This is a genomic window from Halomonas sp. 1513 (genome assembly GCA_001971685.1).
In the GTDB taxonomy this organism is placed as follows: Bacteria; Pseudomonadota; Gammaproteobacteria; order Pseudomonadales; family Halomonadaceae; genus Franzmannia.
This window is the reverse complement of the sequence record CP019326.1, coordinates 1,405,571-1,421,281: the sequence shown is the minus strand read 5'-3', so window position 1 is coordinate 1,421,281 and position 15,711 is coordinate 1,405,571. Positions and strand designations below refer to the sequence as shown.

General features: G+C 66.4%; 15 protein-coding genes and 1 pseudogene. 6 read left to right on the top strand and 10 right to left on the bottom strand.

The window, feature by feature from the left end; translation table 11 throughout:
* Positions 1-25 precede the first annotated feature (25 nt).
* On the top strand, positions 26-1,165 hold the full coding sequence (locus BWR19_06505; GenBank protein APX92619.1) for a cation-efflux pump: 1,140 nt from the start codon (positions 26-28) through the stop codon (positions 1,163-1,165).
* On the opposite strand, the gene BWR19_06500 is transcribed toward BWR19_06505, so the two are convergent.
* Complete coding sequence (locus BWR19_06500) at positions 1,162-1,854, bottom strand: glutathione S-transferase (protein APX92618.1); 693 nt, start codon at positions 1,852-1,854, stop codon at positions 1,162-1,164. The two genes, BWR19_06505 and BWR19_06500, sit on opposite strands and share 4 nt — an antisense overlap.
* Positions 1,855-1,883: 29 nt before the next feature.
* Positions 1,884-2,213: a hypothetical protein gene (locus tag BWR19_06495; GenBank protein ID APX92617.1), complete on the bottom strand. Its 330-nt coding sequence runs from the start codon at positions 2,211-2,213 to the stop codon at positions 1,884-1,886.
* Positions 2,214-2,334: 121 nt separating this feature from the next.
* Between BWR19_06495 and BWR19_06490 the strand changes: the two genes are divergently transcribed.
* Positions 2,335-3,588 carry a glycosyl transferase family 1 gene (locus tag BWR19_06490; protein ID APX92616.1) on the top strand — a complete coding sequence of 418 codons (1,254 nt, stop codon included), beginning with the start codon at positions 2,335-2,337 and terminating at the stop codon, positions 3,586-3,588.
* Here the strand turns inward: BWR19_06490 and BWR19_06485 are convergent.
* Positions 3,545-4,894 (bottom strand): hypothetical protein, encoded by a 1,350-nt coding sequence (locus BWR19_06485; GenBank protein ID APX92615.1) that lies wholly within the window; start codon positions 4,892-4,894, stop codon positions 3,545-3,547. The genes BWR19_06490 and BWR19_06485 overlap by 44 nt on opposite strands.
* Before the next feature lie 7 nt (positions 4,895-4,901).
* Positions 4,902-6,557: a bifunctional metallophosphatase/5'-nucleotidase gene (locus tag BWR19_06480; protein APX92614.1), complete on the bottom strand. Its 1,656-nt coding sequence runs from the start codon at positions 6,555-6,557 to the stop codon at positions 4,902-4,904.
* Positions 6,558-6,838: 281 nt separating this feature from the next.
* Here BWR19_06480 and BWR19_06475 point away from each other — a divergent pair, with 281 nt between their 5' ends.
* Together BWR19_06475 and BWR19_06470 are read left to right on the top strand one after the other, a co-directional pair.
* Positions 6,839-7,018, top strand: a complete 180-nt coding sequence (locus BWR19_06475) for a hypothetical protein (GenBank protein ID APX92613.1) — start codon at positions 6,839-6,841, stop codon at positions 7,016-7,018.
* 228 nt (positions 7,019-7,246) lie between these two features.
* Positions 7,247-7,807: a hypothetical protein gene (locus tag BWR19_06470; GenBank protein ID APX92612.1), complete on the top strand. Its 561-nt coding sequence runs from the start codon at positions 7,247-7,249 to the stop codon at positions 7,805-7,807.
* On the opposite strand, the gene BWR19_06465 is transcribed toward BWR19_06470, so the two are convergent.
* The 4 genes from BWR19_06465 to BWR19_06450 all read right to left on the bottom strand — a co-directional run bounded on the left by BWR19_06465 (position 7,800) and on the right by BWR19_06450 (position 12,681).
* Positions 7,800-9,590 (bottom strand): TRAP dicarboxylate transporter subunit DctM, encoded by a 1,791-nt coding sequence (locus tag BWR19_06465; protein APX92611.1) that lies wholly within the window; start codon positions 9,588-9,590, stop codon positions 7,800-7,802. The two genes, BWR19_06470 and BWR19_06465, sit on opposite strands and share 8 nt — an antisense overlap.
* Before the next feature lie 86 nt (positions 9,591-9,676).
* Entirely contained in the window at positions 9,677-10,645 is a 969-nt protein-coding gene (locus tag BWR19_06460) for a TRAP ABC transporter substrate-binding protein (GenBank protein APX92610.1), read from the bottom strand.
* A gap of 138 nt (positions 10,646-10,783) precedes the next feature.
* On the bottom strand, positions 10,784-12,007 hold the full coding sequence (locus tag BWR19_06455; GenBank protein ID APX92609.1) for a hypothetical protein: 1,224 nt from the start codon (positions 12,005-12,007) through the stop codon (positions 10,784-10,786).
* Positions 12,001-12,681 carry a short-chain dehydrogenase gene (locus tag BWR19_06450; protein APX92608.1) on the bottom strand — a complete coding sequence of 227 codons (681 nt, stop codon included), beginning with the start codon at positions 12,679-12,681 and terminating at the stop codon, positions 12,001-12,003. The genes BWR19_06455 and BWR19_06450 overlap by 7 nt, the downstream gene beginning before the upstream one ends.
* Before the next feature lie 242 nt (positions 12,682-12,923).
* Between BWR19_06450 and BWR19_06445 the strand changes: the two genes are divergently transcribed.
* Positions 12,924-14,237 (top strand): hypothetical protein, encoded by a 1,314-nt coding sequence (locus tag BWR19_06445; GenBank protein ID APX92607.1) that lies wholly within the window; start codon positions 12,924-12,926, stop codon positions 14,235-14,237.
* A 71-nt stretch (positions 14,238-14,308) separates the two neighbouring features.
* On the opposite strand, the pseudogene BWR19_06440 reads toward BWR19_06445, so the two are convergent.
* Together BWR19_06440 and BWR19_06435 are read right to left on the bottom strand one after the other, a co-directional pair.
* Positions 14,309-14,446 (bottom strand): annotated as a pseudogene (locus BWR19_06440) (hypothetical protein).
* 169 nt (positions 14,447-14,615) lie between these two features.
* A complete protein-coding gene (locus tag BWR19_06435) occupies positions 14,616-14,948 on the bottom strand; it encodes a hypothetical protein (GenBank protein APX92606.1) in 333 nt (110 codons plus the stop codon).
* 80 nt (positions 14,949-15,028) lie between these two features.
* Between BWR19_06435 and BWR19_06430 the strand changes: the two genes are divergently transcribed.
* Positions 15,029-15,700 carry a nitroreductase gene (locus tag BWR19_06430; GenBank protein APX92605.1) on the top strand — a complete coding sequence of 224 codons (672 nt, stop codon included), beginning with the start codon at positions 15,029-15,031 and terminating at the stop codon, positions 15,698-15,700.
* The last annotated feature ends 11 nt before the right edge of the window (positions 15,701-15,711 follow it).

Below are 15,711 nucleotides of genomic sequence, written 5' to 3'. Positions count from 1 at the left end.
ATCCGAGCAGGCGACTCAGCACACCATGACGGCCGACCAACGCGCTACCCGAGGTATTACGATACTGGCCATCTGGGTCGATGGCCTGGTGGGTATCGTCAAGGTCATCGTCGGGGTCATCGTAGGTTCCGCGGCGCTGATCGCCGACGGCGTGCACTCCTTCTCCGACCTGATCACCGACGGCTTCGTGCTGGCCGCCACCCACTATGGGCAACAGGGGCCGGACCACGACCATCCCTACGGTCACGGCCGCATCGAGACCCTGGCTACGCTGTTCCTGGGCAGCATGCTGATCTTCGTGGCCGGGGCCATCGCCTGGTCGAGCGTCGAGCGCCTGCTGTCGAATGCCGCGATCCCCCCGCCCGGCTACTGGGCCATCGGCATCGCCTTGGTAACGCTACTGGCCAAGGAGGCGCTCTACCATGCCACCATGCGCGTGGCGCGGCGCACCAAGTCACGCCTGCTCGAGGCCAACGCCTGGCACTCGCGCTCCGACGTGTTCTCCACCGCGGTGGTCATCCTGGCGATGCTCGGCACCCAGTGGGGCTACGGCTGGCTCGACACCCTCGCCGCGGTGATCGTCGGGCTGCTGGTGGGCAAGGTCGGCTGGAGCCTGCTGTGGGACGCCGGCCGCGAACTGATCGACACCGCCCTGCCAGTGAGTACCCAGCACGATATGCGCGATGTGGCGATGAGCGTGCCCGGCGTCACCGGTATCCATGACCTGCGCACCCGGCTCTCGGCGGGGCGCACCATGCTCGACCTCCACGTGGTGGTATCACCGCGCATCAGCGTCTCCGAAGGCCACGAGATCGGCAACGAGGTGAGCCGGCGCCTGCGCCATGCCTTCCCGGCATTGACCGATCTCACCTTCCACGTCGACCCAGAGGACGACGCCGGTGAGGGCGACCCCAGCCGCTTCCCCGGCCTGCCGCTGCGTCCCGACGTGGAAGCGACCCTGGCCGAGCGCTGGCAGGCACTCGCGGTTTGGCCCGAGATACGCGATATCGAACTGCACTACCTGGAAGGCGCGGTCACCGTGGTGGTATGTCTCGATGAGCAGGCGCCCTTCTCCAGCCCGGAGGTCATCCAGCAGCTCGACGCACGAGCGCAGGATATCGACTGGTTCGCCCAGGTCGAGATCAAGCGCCTGGCCAACGCCTAGTCTCGTTCAGGCGTTCGATAGTCGGCCAGTACGCTGCCGCACGCCTCCACCTCCTGTTCATGCTGTGGGTCGACCCACGGCTCGGCCAGGGCCTCGGCATACCACTGCTGCATGGCAGGCAGCGCCAGCAGCCGCTCGACATAGGCGCTAGAGGCCTCGCCCAGCGGCAGCCCGAAGCTCTGCACCCGAAAGGCGACCGGGGCAAAGAAGGCGTCCACGGCGCTGAACGCCTCGCCGGCCAGGAAGGGCCCGCCGAAGCGCGCCAGGCCCTGCTGCCACAGCTCCTCCAAACGCGCCAGATTGCCCAGCAGGGCATCATCGAGGCGCGCCATGCGCACCCGCACGCCACAGCTCATTGGGCACTGACTGCGCAGCGCCGAGAATCCGGCATGCATTTCGGCGCTGGCACTGCGCGCCCAGGCCCGCGCCGCGCTATCGGCCGGCCACACGCCGGGATGGCGCTCGGCAAGATATTCGACAATGGCCAGCGACTCCCACACCACCTGCTCGTCATCCACCAGGCATGGCACCAGGCCGGTCGGCGAGAAGTCGCGAAAGCGCGTCCAGCTGGAGTCGGGATCGAAGGGACTCAACTGCTCGTCGAAGGCGATGCCCAGCTCGCGCATCAGCACCCAGGGGCGCAGCGACCAGGAGGAGTAGTGCTTGTTGGCGATATGCAGGCGGTACATGGCAGTCCTTGCGAAGGGTGGAGGGCCCTTCAATATAGCCGCCATGGCAGGCGCCGGGCCAGCGCGTCGCTGGGCGCGGGCCCGGTCGCCGGCAGCAGCGTCTCGGGCAGCAGCATCAGCCCCTCCTGCTCGCTGTAAAGCCGCTGCTGGCAGTGCTGGCAACGCTTGCAGACATGACCAGCGTCGAGGGTCTCGTTCTCCAACGCCTCGAGCCCGCCGCTGACCTGCACCGCATCGGCGTCCAGCACCAGCCAGCCCTGCCCTTGTGGATCACGACCTTGCGCCAGCGGCTCGGCGGTTGCGATCAGCGTCACCGCGCCGCACTCACAGCCACCCTGGTAGTAGGGGCCATTGCTCATCTTGCCTCCTTGTCCGGTTGCTCGCTTAGTGTAGCGCCCTCGCCATTCTCTTGGTTGTCACCATGGCGTCACCGTGAAGGCGCAGGATGGCGCATATCAGCCGCCATGCCGAGTCCTCTCCATGAAGATACTGATGCTGTCCGACGTCTACTTCCCGCGCATCAACGGTGTCGCCACTTCCATCGCCAGCTTCCGCGATGCGCTGCAACGGCTCGGCCACTCAGTCACGTTGATCTGCCCGGACTACCTGGTGGGCCAGGTAGACGAGCCGAACGTGCTGCGCGTTGCATCGCGCGGGGTGGCAAACTCTCCCGAGGACCGGATGATGCGCTACCGCGAGGTGATGGCCCTGCTGCCGCGCCTCGCCGTGGAGGGCTTCGATCTGGTGCATATCCACACGCCCTTCGTCGCCCACTATGCCGGCACGGCGCTGGCACGGCACCTGGGTTTCCCGGCGCTGGCGACCTATCACACCCTGTTCGAGGAGTACCTGCCCCACTACGTGCGCGGCGTACCCAGCGGCTGGCTGCGCTTTATCGCCCGGCGCCTCTCGGTGCGGCAGTGTCGACGCCTCAAGGCGCTGGTGGCGCCCTCCCACGCCATGCGCGAGACGCTGGAGCGCTATGGCGTCAAGACCCACGTCGCGGTCATCCCCACCGGCCTGGCGCTGGAGCGGTTCAGCCAGCCCGCCGATGAGGAGGACTTTCGCGCCCGCTACGACCTCCCGGCCAACGCCCGCCTGCTGCTGTTCGTCGGCCGCCTCGCCTTCGAGAAGAACATCGCCTTCCTGATCGACCTGCTGCCACGGATACTCGCCGAGCATCCTGATACGCGCCTGATCATCACCGGCGAGGGGCCGGCCCGCGCCGAGCTGACCCGCCGCGCGCGGCAGATCGGCATGGCCTACGCCGTACGCTTCCTCGGCTACCTGGATCGCCATGGCCAGCTACAAGCCGCCTATCGCGCCGCCGATGTCTTCGTCTTCGCGTCACGCACCGAGACCCAGGGGCTGGTGCTGCTGGAGGCCCTGGCGCTAGGCACGCCGGTGGTCTCCACCGCCATGATGGGTACCCGCGACATACTGATAGAAGGCGAGGGTTGCCTGATTGCCGACGAGGACCTCGACGACTTCGCCGCCAAGGTGAGCCGGCTGCTCGGCGACGAGACGCTGCGCGGCGAGCTCGCCCGCCGTGCCAAGCACTATGCGACAGGCTGGCACGAGGATGCCAAGGCCCTCGAACTGGCCGCGCTCTATGCACGGCTGTGTGCCACCCAGGGCCCTCAGCCGCCAGCTGAATGCGGCAACTGGCATACTGCGCCGCCCCGGCAGATTACCAGTACACCGCATCCAGCCCGTGTACGGCGATGCCGCTGAACGCTGGCCACTGCCGCCATTCTGCGGCCAGGCTCGCGGCCACGGCATTTAACCGCGCCTGGTCGCCGGCAAAGGTCAGGTTGGCCCCGGCGAAGGTGCTCTCGCGTATCTGCGCAAAGGGGGTACCAGGCAGGCCGGCATGCGGCTCATCAAGGAGCACCAGTAGCGGCGGCGAGAGCTGCTCGAATAGCCATAGCTGGCCCTTCTCGCCGTCGGCGCTGGCGGCCTGCGAGGAGAAGGTCAGCCGGGTTTCATCGGGCAGCGGGCCGCTCTCGAGGGCCATGCGAACCGGCACCCCATGCTCGCTGCCCCAGGCCAGGAAGGGCCGTGCGCCACGGCGCAGCGCCTCGGGGTCGGTGCGGTAGTTCATCACCGTGATGCTCAGTTGGTCATGGGGCAGCGCATCGAGCCAGCGCTCGCCCCAGGCCGGGTGATTGCCCCACCATACCGGCACTACCAGATCCAGCGTCATCGCAGCGTCGAGAGCGGCATGCGCTTCTCGGATAGTTGCGATGTAGCGCTCCCGCCAGTGGTCGCCCCCCAGCGAAAACCCCGCCAGCAGGTAGGGCTCGATATCGAGCTGCAGCCCAGCGAGCCGTGCCTGCGGTGGCACCGAGCGATTGTAGTCACGATAGGCGGCCACGCGATTGAGCAGCGCCGGCAGGCTCTCTGCCAGCACATCGCGGGGGTCGCCGATCACCGGCCAGATATCGATGCCACGGCGGGAGGCCGCGCGGACAAACGCCTCGACCTCGTCCGGATCGTGCAGCTCGCCCTCCGGCGTTACCGGCAGCGTCAGGTAGAGCGCATCGAGTCGTTCAGCGTCGGCCAACTCCCACAGCGCTTCCGGCGTCTGCTGCCAGGCCTCAGGCGCCCAGACCCACGCCGAGCGCGGCGCGCTGGCGTCACCGTCGGGCAGCTGGGTGCGCTGCGCCGGCTCATCCTCGGCCAGTGTGCTGTCGTCGGGCGGTTCGGCGAGATGCCAGATTACGTCGCTGACGTTGACATCACTCGATGCCACGTCTCCCTGCAGGGTCACCTCCCGGGGCAGCTCGATGCCATCGGGACGTTCCGCCGGCCCTACCCAGCGTATCGCCTCGGCGGCCACCGGCAGCGCCAGCCCGTGGCACCCCAGCGGCAGATCGCCGCGCTCTGACCAGCTCAACCAGATCTCCTCCCCCTGCCGTGAATATAGCGAGCGCTGGCCGCCCTGCTCGGCCGCCTCGGGGGGCGCGGAACAGACCGACAGCAGCGTGGTGGCGGCATCCAGCGAGGCCAGCGGGGCTATCGTCAGCACGACCGCCACCCACCACTTACTCATCGCCACCCTGTGTCGCCAGATCGACGATACGCCCCTGGGGAGCATACGCCACCTCGTCTAGCTCAAGCAGATGGTCGCGCAGCATTTCCCAGTCGGTGGTGCCGACGATGGTGCCGCGGCCGTCGTCGTAGGCCGCTCCCAGCACGTGATGGCTGTCACCCCCGGCGGCGGTGAAGTGGTTGGTGGCGACGGTATAGCGCTGGTCCGGTGCGATGGCATCCAGCGAGCCGTCGACCTCGACCTCCAGGGTCACGACCCGCTCGCCCGGCGCTTCGTGGCTGTCGTATACCAGCTGCGTGCCGTCGGAGACATGCAGGAAGCCACCATTCTCGCCTGGTGCATCGGCCAGGGCGATCTCGAAGGTTTCGATCAGCTCGGCGCCGCTTAGCTCGACCAGCGTCAGGCGGTTGCCGAACGGCTGCACGGCGATGAGGTCGCCAACGGTGACGTCGCCTGCCGGCAGCGGCTGGCGAATGCCGCCGCCGTTCTGCAGCGCCATCAGCGTGTCGGTTTCCACCCGCCGGGCGGCGGCCAGCTGGCCATCGGCGATCAGGTTGCCCAGCGCCGTCTCGTTGGCGCGCACGCTCTGCTCATCGCCATCGCCGTGGCGCGGGTTGGCCAGGGTCTCCGCCAGCGCCACGCCTACCGTCTCGTCGCGCAGAGACTCGATGGCCGCCGTGTAGGGCGCCAGCATCTCCGCGGCTTGGGGGTCGGGGTCGCTGTTCTCCACCGCCAGCAGCTCGCCGCTGACATCCACCACCATGCCGTCACCGTCGAAGATCACCTCCATCACGCCGAGATATTCACCGTACTCGCCGGCCTGGCCGATGACCGTTGGTGCCATGGTCTCGCCGCGCTGGTTCTCGGTGACCAGGGTCGGCGGGTCGAGCCGGGTATGGCTATGCCCGCCGATGATGATATCGATACCTTCGACCTGCTGGGCCAGCAGCAGGTCATTGCCGACGCTGGGATCACTGTCATAGCCGAGGTGGGTCAAGGCGATGATCTTGTCGATGCCTTCGGCTTCGAAGCGCTCGACCATCGCCTCGGCGGCCTCACGGTAGTCGCTGAAGCTCACGTCACCGGGGCTCGAGATATTCGGCGTGTCTTGGGTATTTAGGCCGAAGATGCCGATGCGCTCACCTTGATGCTCGACCACGATGCCGTCATGGATCGTGCCGCCCTCGGGTGCCTCGGCCAGCGACTCGCCGAGCAGCGCCTCAAACTCGGGTGACGCGGAAAAGTCCATGTTGGCGGCGACGATCGGGAACTCGGCGGCCTCGAAGAAGGCCGCCAGCGCCAGATGCCCCTCCTCCGGGTCGCCAAGATCGAACTCATGGTTACCGGGCACGAAGGCGTCGTAGCCCATCAGGTTCATGAACTCGACGGCGTCCTGGCCTTGGAACTCGGTGAAGTAGAGCGTACCGGAGAAGATGTCGCCGGCATCGAGCAGCAGACCGTCGCCGTGGCGCTCGCGCGCCTTGGCGAGCGTGCTGACCAGCTGCGGATAGGCGTCGGTGCGGCCGTGAAGATCATTGGTATGGAACAGCGTAAGGGTATAGCGCTCATCGGCAGGATCGGCACTCACCAGCCCCGCAACCAGCAGGCCCGCAAGGCCTACCACCAGACACCCTTGTCCATTTCGCATCGTGACGACTCCTTTCGTTGATGAGGCAGGTTCCCCAGACATGATGAGCTGTCTCCCATCCCTGCCTATATTAGCACTCACCCTCTGAGAGAGCCGACATCTCACTGTCATGCCGTGGCCTTAGGCTATGTACGAAAAGTCGACGAGCGAAGGTCAGGCAAGGCAAAAATCGGCGAAAAAACGGAGTTTACGGGGTGTAAATGAGTATTTTGAGTCGATTTTTATCGCCGCATGGCCGAGCGCAGGCAGTTTTCGTACAAAGCCTTGCCTGGACGCTCGAGATGAAGCATAGCGCGACCCAGGAGGCCTATATGGCCAATAGCGAACGCCCTCCGCTCGGCGACGACGAGATCGAAAGTCTGGTGCAACTGGCCAACGGCAACGCCCTGTCCAGGCAGCGCCGCCGTGACCGCGAGGCCGCCCGGCGGCGCCAGCAGCGCCGTCGCGGGTGCGACGAATAGCACGCCCCGGCTATTCCAATCGAACAGTAGCCCTGATCTTGAGCAAGAGGGCTGTGACGTGACGACGGCAGGTGGGTCTTATAGGGCTGCTTCGTATGCTTAGGCATATTGTTGATTTACTCTAGGCGCCGGAGGTGGCGAAGCAGGAGAAATCATACCTGAGCAAGTAGTCACTCTTCACACGGACTCGTGCATCGTCAACAACAGCTAACTCGGCAGCAGATCCCCATGAAATTCGCCACTCTCGGCCCCACCGGCAACAACCACGAACTGGTGCTCGAGCGCTACCTCGAGCGCCGCGCCATTCAGGATGCGGCAATGGAGCTGCATGACGACTTCGATAGCGCCTTTGCGGCGCTGTTGGACGGTGGGGTCGACTTCCTGCTGCAGTGCACCGCCCACCCCAGCCACGCCGAGTGGGTAGGCCGCAGCATGCATCGTGCCTTCCCGGTGGACAGCTTTATCGCACCGAGCAAGCCGCTGGCGATTCTGGCCCGTAGCGACGTTGAGCGCCCCCGGCAACTCGGCCTGCAGCCGGCCACCCGCTACTACGCCGACCTCTCCGGCTACGCCGAGCTGGTCGAGGAGCCGACCACTGTAAGCGTCGCCGAGGGGCTGCTGGCGGGGCGGCTCGAGGCGGGCATCTGCGCCCTCGAGTACCTCGAGCGCCACCCCGAACGGCTGAGCCTGGTGGCCGATCTTGGCCCGGCGCTGGATACCTGGGTGGTGTTCGGCCGCCGGCCACTGGACGGCGACCTGGTCCACTGCGCCCCGGTGCCGGCTAGATAGCGAAGATCACCACGGCCCCGGCCACGATCAGCGCCAGCCGCAGCCACCACGCCTTGCGCGCGATCACCCCGAACGAGATGCCGGTGAGGCCCACGGCGATCTTCAGCGCATCGACCAGCGCGCCGACAGGGTTGCTGTCGAGGCGGATGATGTCGGGGTTGCTGATCATTGCCAGCGGGATGATATACAGCCCGATGCCCAGTGCCATGGCCTTGAGCGCCACCTTGAGCCAGTTTTCGCCGACCATGCCGGCGGCGATGAATACCCCGCCGCACACCGGCGGCGTAATCGTCGAGAGCAGCGCGAACCAGAACACGAACAGGTGCGCCAGAAGCGGCTCCAGGCCCAGCGCCGTCAAGGCCGGTCCGGCCACCGAGACGCAGATCACATAGGCCGCGGTGGTCGGCACCTCCATGCCCAGGATCAGGCAGGCCAGCGCGGTGAGCAGCAGCGCCGGCCACAGCATGTCATTGGAGAGCGACAGGATCCCCGAGGTGATCTTGACCCCCAGCCCGGTCAGCGACAGCACGCCGATCACCAGCGAGGCACAAATGATGATCGCGCCGATCACCGCCACCTGGCGCCCGGCGGTCACCGCCGCGTCGGCCAGGCGGGTCAAGAAACCGCGCAGCGAGAAGCTCAGCGTGACGTCGAAGAACAGCAGTGCCATACCGGCAAAGATCGCAATGCTCGCCGCATACTGCGGAGTATAGCCGCCCAGGAAGATGCGCTCCAGCAGCAGCACGAACGGCACCGCGAAGAACAGCGAGGTAATCAGCACCTCCTTGGGGCTGGGCCGCTCGCTCTCCGCCATCGGCTTGAGATCGTGGCGGGTGGCGTAGGCGTTGATACCCACCCACACCGTGACGAAGTAGAGAATCGCCGGCAGCAGCGCCGCGGCCATGATCTGGGTGTAGGGGGTGCCGGTCAGCTCGACCATCACAAAGGCGCCGGCGCCCATCAGCGGCGGCATGATCTGCCCGCCCGAGGAGGCCACCGCCTCCACCGAGCCGGCCAGCGCCCGCGGGTAGCCCAGCCGCACCATGGAGGGAATGGTGATCGCCCCGGTGGAGGCCACGTTGGCCGAGGCCGAGCCGGAGATCGAGCCCATCAGCGCCGAGGAGATCACCGAGACCTTGGCCGCGCCACCGGTCAGGCGGCCGGCGAAGGCACTGGCCAGGTTCATGAAGCCCTGCCCCGCCTCACCGGCGTTGAGCACCGCGCCGAAGATCACGAAGATCGCCACCACCCCGACGCTGACCCCGGTCAGCGAGCCCCACAGCCCGCTTTCGGCGATGGTCAGGGTGCCCACGTAGCTGGCCATGGGCATGCCCGGGTGGCCGAACACCCCGGGCAGGTACTGCCCAAGGGCGCCGTAGGCCAGTGCGGCGAGCGCCACCAGCGGCAGCGGCCAGCCGATGGCGCGGCGCGCCGCCTCCAGGGCCAGGAAGATCAGAAACACCCCGATGAGCATCTGCAGCTGGGTGTCGATAAAGCCGTACTGGTTGGCCAAGGCCCGCTCGTTGAGGGCGATATAGGCGCAGGCGGCAATTCCCAGGCCGGTCAGCAACCAGCCGCTGATACGCTGCCAGGGGGTGCTGGCCATGAAGATCAGCACCCAGGGCAGCGCCAGCGCCATGTGCAGCGGCCGGCTGACCAGCGCCGGGGTCAAGCCGTAGAAGATCAGGCCGAGATGGAATACCACCGTGGCCGTGCCCAGCGCCACCCAGGCGGGGTGCAGGCGTCGCCCGTCATCGGCATCAGAAGTGAGTAGTAGCGACATCAGGAGAGTTCAGTCAGAAAGTAGCGGCCGCCGCGGCCACCCGGGGTAGCCGCGGCGCATGGATGGGAGGAATCAGCGTCAGAGATTTATTCGCGCAGTGAGTCGGGGACCTCGATATCGGCCTCGTCATAGTAGCGCAGCGCCCCCGGGTGCAGGGTACCGGCGATATTGCCCACCATGTCCGGCTCGATGCTGCCCCACCAGGCCGACTCTTCGGCCATCGCCTCGCGGCGCTCCCAGAAGGTCTTGGTCAGCTGGTAGGCGGTCTCGTCGTCCATGTTGCTGGTGGTGTAGGCGATCACCGGCAGCGAGGTGGTCTCGACATCCTCGTCGACCCCGGAGTAGGTGCCGGCGGGGATGGTCTGACGGGTCGAGCCGGTCTGTTCGATCTCCTCGTCGCTCAGCGACACCAGGCTGATCGACATGCTCGCGGCGGTCTCGATCACGTTGGGCGTGGGAAACGAGCTGGCGGTGACGAAGGCATCTACCTGGCCGTTCTGCAGCGCGTCCGGCCCGCTGCCGATGGAGGCATCGGCGATATCGACCTTGTCGAGCAGGTCGAACAGCTCCAGGTAGCGCTCCGCCTCGCGGGCGCCGAAGGTGCCGCGACCGATCAGGATGTGCTTGCCCTCCAGGTCCTGCATCGAGATCACGCCTTCGTCGCCTGCGGCCACGAAGTGCATGGTGATGGCGGGAATCGGGAACAGCCCGCGGATCTCTTGGAAGCGCGGGCTCTGGCGCTCGGCGAAGGGTCCCTCGCCGGCCAGCGCCTGCTCCACCAGACCCGGCGGCGTGGTGAACACATAGTTGCCCTGGCGCGCCATCACCTCCATGACGTTCTGCACCGAGCCCTGGCTCTCCTCGAGGGTCAGCACGATCTCATCGTCGGTACCGCGGCGGATCGCCTCGGACAGCTCGACGCCCATCTGGTAGTAGGCGGTGCCGGCAGAGGCCGACTTGTAGGTGACGCGTGTCTCGGCCTGGGCCTGGAACGCCAGGGTGGTCATGGCGACCGCCGCGGCGGAGGCCAGCAGGGTGCGTGAGAAGTGGCGCATATCGATCTCCCGTTGTGGCGCATCCAGCGACAGCGCGCCTTGGTCGTTGATTATCGGCGGTGCAGCAGCGACACCGCTTCGTTATTAGGCAACTACGTAATAGACCATCTAGTCAGGCGTGACACAACTATCGCGCTGCTATGCCGCCTGCTCCTGGCGGTGGGCACGCACGCAGCGCGCCAGGCACACCACCGCCATCAGCGCGGCCAGCGCCGGCAGCAGCAGGCTGATGGCGTAGCTGCCGGTAAGCCATACCAGCAGGGTAACGCCTGCCGGGCCGGTCAGTACCCCCATGTAGGTCAACACCAGCACCGCCGCGGTGGCTTCGCTGACCTCGGCGGTAGCACTGGTGCGCGCCACCTCGGCCAGGTAGACACCGTTCCAGCCGATCGCCGTGGCCCCCGCCAGCACCAGCAACACCACCACCAGCCACTGCGGCAGATGCGTGCCGGTCAGTGCCAGCAGCGCAAATAGCACCGCAATACCTATCGCAAGCCCGGTCAGCACCGGCAGGCTGCGCCCCAGCCGGTCGGCCAGGAAGCCCCAGCCCAGGCGGCCGGCCACGCCGGCGGCATGCATCACCGAGACCACGATGCCAGCCATCACCAGGGTGATCGTCAGCTCCTCGACCATGAAGGCCACCGCGAAACTGAGTAGCGACAGCTGCGCCGCGGCCAGGCAGAACCCTGCCAGCCCCATCCAGCGAAGCGAGCGGCGCCGACACAGCAGCGCCAGGCTGCCAATGCCCTTGCCCGGCGCGACCGCGTCACCGTCACGATCCCAGTTGGGTTGGCGGGTCTGCAGCCAGCACGCAGTGAGCAAGCTCATCGCGCCTAGCAGCAGGAAGGTCACATGCCAGCTCCACACCTGTGCCAGCGGCGGTGCTGCTATGCCTGCCAGAATGCCGCCCAGCGGCACCCCGGTCTGCTTGATCGAATAGACCATGTTGCGATGCTGCGCGGGCGTAAAGCGTGTCAGCAGCTTCGACGCCGCGGGGTTGGTCATGCCGTAGGCCACCCCCAGCAGCAGGGTGGTAACCAGCAGCGACAGCGGCGTCTGCCACAGCGCCACCGCACAGCCAGCAGCGACCACCAGCATCGCCACCTGGCTGGCCCGGCAGGCGCCCAAGCGACTCGCGACGGCGCCCGCCTGCAGCGACACCAGCATGGCCACACCGTAAAGCAGGCTGACCTGAAGTCCCACCAGCCCGGTGGGCAGGCCGAAGGCCGCGGCGATCTGCGGCGCCAGGGTCGGCACCAGCAGCATCGCCGCGCTGCACAGCGTCTGTACCCAGGTGGTCGCCAGCAGTACCGTCTTGCCTTCGCCCCATTCGGCGTCGCTACCCGGCGCGGCACCTACCAAGGCAGCGGCTCACCGTTGCTATGCCAGAAGCCACCGCTGGTGGCGAGTGTCAGCGCCTCGATACGTGCGGCAATGCCGGCCGCCGCCTCATCCGGTGAAATCAAGCCGCCGAAGTTGACCATGCGCGTCTGCACATAGCCGGGGTGGAGCTGGGCCACGGCGATGCCGCGGGGGGCGAGGTCCATCGCCAGCGACTTACCGAAGGCGTTGAGGGCCGCCTTGGAGGCGCGATAACCGTAGCGACCGCCGGAATCGTTGTCGGCGATCGAACCCATGCGGCTGGTGATATTGGCGATCTTGCTGCCCTCGCCCAGGCACGGCAGCAGCGCCTCGGCCACGCGAAGCGGCGCATAGGCGTTGATCTCCATCTGCTCGCGGATCGTGTCGAAGTCGATCTCGCCGAGCTGCTCGTCGCGTAGCAGGCCGGCGTTATTGATCAGCAGGTCGAGCCGCGTACCCTCCAGCGCCTCTGCCAGGCCCGCCACATCGGCCTCACGGGTCACATCGATACCCTCGATGACCCGCTCGGCCACGTCAGCCAGCTCCGCGGAGGCCGAGCGGCATACACCGATGACCTGCCAGCCCTCGCGATGGTAGTGCTGGGCCAGCGCCAGCCCGACGCCGCGATTGGCGCCGGTGATCAATACCGTGGACGTCATCTCGCCTCCTGACATGGTTAGGGTTCAAACCAAGCCTGGGGGCAAGCGGGTAAGGACGCAAGGGTAGCACTACCCCTGCTGCCGCATTTTATCGCGCCGCGCGACTTCTGCCGAGGTTGACGGGGCCATACTGAAATCGCCGGTTGCCACCCCGCCTTGGCGCAGGTACTTAGCCAGCAGCGCTGCATTCAACTAGGATGCTGGCGAAGGCAGGGAGTGAAGAGCCAGCCAGCACACCAAGGAGCGCGAGTCACGCTGTGAGCGACGCACGGCACGATGCACAGCCCAAGGAAGCGGCCAACGACGAACGAGACCCTTACCCGGATGCGCTGCGCGCCCTGGCACTTTTGATCGTAGTGTTAGGCCACTGGGCGGCGACACTGCCGCGTGTCGAGGATGGCATCCTGAGGGATACCGAGCATATCCTCGACGTCTGGGCGCCGGCCGGGCTTTATACCTGGCTGGTGCAGGTGGTGCCGCTGTTCGTGTTTGTTTCTGCCGCGGTCAGCTCACAGGGGGTCCGGCAACGCCTGGATAGAGGCAGACCGCACCTGCACTGGTGGGCAGATCGTGCTCTGGGACTGGCACGGCCCACCGTCACTTATCTGGTGGTATTAACGGGGTTCGCGCTAACCGCCTTATTGACCCAAGAGGGCATTCTCGGGCCGCTCAATCATTCACTGACGGTTCATCTCTGGTTCTTGCTGATCCTGCTTGGGGTGCAACTGCTGTTGCCGCTGTGTCTATGGGCCGACCGTCGCTGGGGCCTCAGGGCCGTAGCCGGCCTGATTCTCCTGATTGCCGCGATCGATCTGCTACGTGCCCGACCCACTGGTATCGCCGACCTACTCGAGTTCGGCGCACGGGTCACCGAGACCCATGACTCTGTCGGATGGATCAATCTCGTCCTGGTATGGGTGCTACCTCAGCAGCTGGGTATCGCCTGGTGGCACGGCCGCTTCTTCGGCCGCCGTACCGGCCTGGGCCTGATGCTGTGCGGGCTGGCTTGGCTAGGGTTAGCCGTAGCGGCCGGCTATCCCGTTTCCATGGTCAATGGCAACTTGGGCGGCGATAGCAATCTGTTGCCGCCAACCCTGGCGCTACTCGGTGTCATGTGGCTCCAGATAGGCCTGGTCTTGCTCTTCGAGACACCGGTACACCATTTTCTCAAGCGACAGCAGATGGGGCGCTGGACGGCGATGCTTGGCGCCCTGGGGTTGCAGCTTTATCTCTGGCATAAACTCGCTGAGCTACCCGCCGCCTGGCTGGGAATGCGCCTGGACTGGCCGATAGATGCCGGCCAGCCCGGCGAGCCGGGCTTCTGGATCGGCCGACTGGAGTGGCTTGGGCTCTGCATATTGATGGTCGCCCCGATCATGATCCTGGTGGTCCTCTTCGAGCGATACCGCAAACAGGACGTGCCCCACGCAACCGGTACACCGGCCATTGTCAGCGGAGGCGCGGCGCTGTTTATCGGCCTGGGAGCCAGCCTTGGCCTGGGAGCGTTCCCCGGGGCCATTATCGGCCTGGTGGGTGTGGCACTCGCCTCCTGGCTACTGCGTGCCCGATAGCGTTGCGTGCCCGTCTTGCCATATCTGCTCGACCAGCCAGTTCGGCGCACCGAGCGGCAGGTCGCGACATCGCCCGCTTCTCGATGGATGTTGCGCCAGTATTGAATGGCGCATTCCAGTACCTCGGGGGAGACGCCATCCTTGAGGTGAACGTTGGCGTTGTTGACCAGTTGCTCGCGCTGGGCGTCGTCCATCACCTCGTTGATCAGGGTGTTGGCCTGACTGAAATCGTCAGCGTCCGGGCGCAGGGTAGTCGCTACGCCTGCTCAGCCCAGTGGAAGATCCGGCGTCCTTCACACAACCTGGGATACCCCTGCAGCACGTCACTGCAGCATCGCATCCAGGCCGCTGCACGCAGGTGCCAGAGTATGCCAGCGCTCACTTACTCGCCTCTTGACCGCGCCACCACTCGGCGTAGGAGCTGTTACGCGGATGCATGCCGGTCTCGTCCGGCGCGTCGTCATCCCACCATACCGGGCCGCGCTCGCCGAGGGCGATCTTGGCGTCGTCCACCGCCTGGCGCGCCTCGCGCAGGGCGTCGTCGTCATCGGCCTGCTTGGCGTGCTTGACCGCGCGGCGCGCCTGCATCAGCGCCTTGACCCGTGCGCGGCGGGTGGTGTCGTCGAGGGCAGGATCGGTCTTGCGCCAGAGTTTATCCTTGGCGACGAAGTAGCGGCCATCCGGCGTCTCGGGGTAGTCGGCGCGAGCCATCGAGGGGAACTCCCGTTATCGTCAAAGCGCTATTAACACGTCACCATGATAGGCCACTACTCTTGCGCGAGGTGCTTTCCATGCATGTAGACGATGCCATTCTGTCGCGACGCTCGATACGGCGCTTTCTGCCTACCCCGGTACCGCGCGAGACGCTCGAGCATCTGCTGCGGGTGGCGGGCCAGGCGCCCAGCGGCAGCAACATTCAGCCATGGCAGGTGCACGTGGTGAGCGGCGAGCCGCTTGCCGCGCTGAGCGATGCGCTGCAGGCGGCCTTCGATAGTGAGCCGGACCAGCACCAGGCCGAGTACGTCTACTATCCCCGCGAATGGTTCGAGCCGTATATCGGTCGGCGCCGGCGCTGCGGCTACGGGCTATACGAGACACTCGGCATTCACCGCGAGGAGCGCGGCAAACGCCTGGCCCAGGCACGCCGCAACTACGCCTTCTTCGATGCCCCGGTGGCGATGATCCTGACCCTCGACCGGCGCCTGGATACCGGCAGCTTCATGGACTGCGGCATGTTCCTGCAGAGCCTGATGCTGGCCGCCCGTGGCCAGGGCCTGCACAGCTGCGCCCAGGCCGCCATCGCGCCCTACCACCGAGTGATTCGCGAGCAGCTAACGCTTGCCGATAGTGAACTGGTGCTGTGCGCGCTGGCCCTGGGCCATGCCGACCCCGCGGCGCCGGAGAACGGCTTCGTGCCCGAGCGTGAGCCTTGGGAGCGCTTTGCGCGCTTCTACGGCTGTTGAAGGCTCGCTCA